This is a genomic window from Paraburkholderia sediminicola (assembly GCF_046027825.1).
Lineage (GTDB): Bacteria > Pseudomonadota > Gammaproteobacteria > Burkholderiales > Burkholderiaceae > Paraburkholderia > Paraburkholderia sediminicola_D.
Window position 1 is genome coordinate 1 of sequence record NZ_JAQQDU010000207.1, and the last position, 2,554, is coordinate 2,554.

A 2,554-nucleotide genomic window follows, 5' to 3' on the forward strand; every position below is an offset into this window, starting at 1 on the left:
TTCGATTCTCTTTCATACTGCACTCCTTCGTATGTTATTGAATTTCCAGGATCAGTTGATCCGGATCGGGTGTCGATGGACTTTTCGCGGCCTTTGCGACCAGATACTCGTCGAGGGCGGCTTGTCGTATGGTCCAAGGAGCATTGCGGCAGGCTTGGGTTGCTTTCAGGTGTTTCTGGTGGATCAGGCGTAGCACGACACGCGGCGCGACCCTCATGACGGCAGCGACTTCTTCGATGGTCAGTTCGCCCCGGGCCCGGCGCTCACCCTCACAATAGGCGGCGATGTCGTGGCCCTTGCGGATTGCACATACCCTGGTGGCCGTCCATGTTTGTCCGTGCGCCGTGCGGTGTCCCAATCGATTGATCGTCGCGGCGATGCGTTGATCCGGCTGATGGCGCGCCAACGATGCAATCAGCTCAAGAGTATCGACGCTGGTCACGTAACGATGCCTGCCAGTCGGCGCCTTCTTCAGCCGTAACTCCGTGTGATCACCGCCTTGCCAGTGTACGATCATTCGCACCGAGTCGCCATCGGCACTGACGACGATTTCGTTGATCACGGTGCGCAGGATACGCTTCTTGATATCAGGTGAACTCGCGGGGTGATCCCACAACTGCGGCAAGTCATGGGCCAGAGCAAGCAGGCTTTGCCGGGCCTCTTTGCCAAGCGCACAGGGCCGTTGCCGCGTCAGTTCGGCGAGCTCATCCTCTAGCCGGGACTGCACCGTCATCGCATCATTCCAGCGCCTCTCCAGCGTGCCAGCGACCAGACGGTTCGCGGGATCCACGGCGTCATACTGCCGCTGCGCGTGGCACACCTCATAACGGGCCTTCTCAAGCGCCAGCCGCTTCTGAACATGGCGCTCGTCTTCTGCGCCTTGCAGCTTCTCGATGGCTTGCAGCGCGGCTTCGATCCCCATGGGCGCGAGACAACGCAACACTTGCTCGGCTACGATACGATCTGCACCCAGACCACCGAAACTGACGCAGTACGCACCGCGCGAGAGAATACGCTTTGGGCATTGATAGCGTATGCCCGTGGGACTGGGGTATCCCACGGCAAGCTTTGCCCCGCAGTGACCGCACCGCAGCAGCCCCGACAACAACGCCTCTCCGTTCCTGACCGATCCGCGCACGGCGCTGCCCCGACCGTTGGTGTTGTGAGCCATTGTCTCCTGGTTGCTGCGATATGTGTCCCAGTCGATGTAGCCCTCGTGATGGTCCTGGATCAGCACGGACCAGTCCTCGGGCTTGCGATGATACGTCTGCACCACGCGCTTGCGCCCCTGCTCGATTCGGGTACTGGATTTGCTGCGGCCGTACGCATAGGCACCAGCGTAGGTCGGGTTCTGCAGCAAGCTCAACAGGCAGTGGTAACGTGGTGTCTTCCAGACGACTCGCTCACCGTCGCCAGAATAGCTCACTGCCGGCATGTTGATGTGCTGCTCACACAACCAGAAGTAAAGGCGCCGCGCGCTACCGAATTCTGCGAACTTGCGGAATGCCAGGTCAATGGCGCTGCTCACGCGCTCATCGGGGTCCTTCTCAATGCGCTCGTCGCCGCATCGCACATAACCGATAGGCACACGCATGAACAACTCCCCGCGCCGGGCCTTCTGCTTCATTGCCTCGTGTGCCCGCTGCCTGAAGCTGGCCAACTCCATCTCGCTGATCGTACCTTTCATTCCCAGTAGCAGTCGATCGTTCATCAATGCAGGATCATAAATTCCTTCCGCGTCAATGAGCAATGCTCCCACGACGCTGCAGAAATCAAGCAGCGTGTGCCAGTCGCGACCGTTACGCGCCAAACGGGAGGCTTCAATGCTCAGCACCGCGCCGACCTCACCATCGCACAGCATCGCTAGTAAGCGCTCGAAACCGGGGCGCGCCGTGCCCGATCCCGAGCGCCCAAGGTCATCGTCTATCACGTCGACATGCTCCCAACCCAATTGCCTCGCCCTCTCAACCAACCCGTACTGTCGGCGTTGACTCTCCCGGTTGTGCAGGACCTGGTCCGCGGTCGATTGACGGACGTAAACGCAAGCCCGGCGCGACAGATGTTCAGCGGTAATCTTGTTCATCGTACCCCTCCCGGTTGAGCGTCACGACCACGGTCTGCATCCACTGCACCATCTGCTGCAGCAGATGAGCTTGTAGTTGCGGTTGCAACTGCGGCGGGGGTACCGCGTCGTTTTCTTCGAACAACACTCCTTGCACCATTTGGCGGGGTGGCATCGCGCGCTCCTATGGGGTTTGCAGATGCCGGCAAGGATAGAAGAGTCGAGACCAATCGCTGCAGATCGAACAGCACCCCAATGGGAAAGTGCGGCTCAGCGACGACTTGCGCCTGAGCGGCAGACAGTTCGGTCATCCAGGCAGGAACGGATATGGTCGATTCGTCGGCTCGTCGCACGACGTAGCACTGCCGGTCATGGACGCTGTGAACCCTGACCACCTCAAGGCGTTGGCCCGCCAGCGGATGAAAGCAGTAGTGAATTACGACTTCACGTAAGGGCTGTCGACGGGCAGTATGTCGCCCATTTGTTCAAACG

Annotated in this window: 2 protein-coding genes and 1 pseudogene; all 3 read right to left on the reverse strand. The window is 59.9% G+C overall.

Annotation, left to right across the window (positions count from 1 at the left end):
- Positions 1-34 precede the first annotated feature (34 nt).
- Complete coding sequence (locus PQQ96_RS41845) at positions 35-2,083, reverse strand: recombinase family protein (RefSeq protein ID WP_408303252.1); 2,049 nt, start codon at positions 2,081-2,083, stop codon at positions 35-37.
- A complete protein-coding gene (locus tag PQQ96_RS41850) occupies positions 2,064-2,237 on the reverse strand; it encodes a hypothetical protein (RefSeq protein ID WP_408303254.1) in 174 nt (57 codons plus the stop codon). Before PQQ96_RS41850 ends, PQQ96_RS41845 begins: the two co-directional genes overlap by 20 nt.
- A gap of 52 nt (positions 2,238-2,289) precedes the next feature.
- Positions 2,290-2,499, reverse strand: a pseudogene (locus tag PQQ96_RS41855) (DUF5372 family protein); the annotation flags it as partial.
- Positions 2,500-2,554: the final 55 nt, after the last annotated feature.

Bases quoted from the DNA above. Each gene is read 5' to 3' on its own strand.
- PQQ96_RS41845 (WP_408303252.1), bottom strand. From the start codon at position 2,083: ATGAACAAGATTACCGCTGAACATCTGTCGCGCCGGGCTTGCGTTTAC.
- PQQ96_RS41850 (WP_408303254.1), bottom strand. From the start codon at position 2,237: ATGCCACCCCGCCAAATGGTGCAAGGAGTGTTGTTCGAAGAAAACGAC.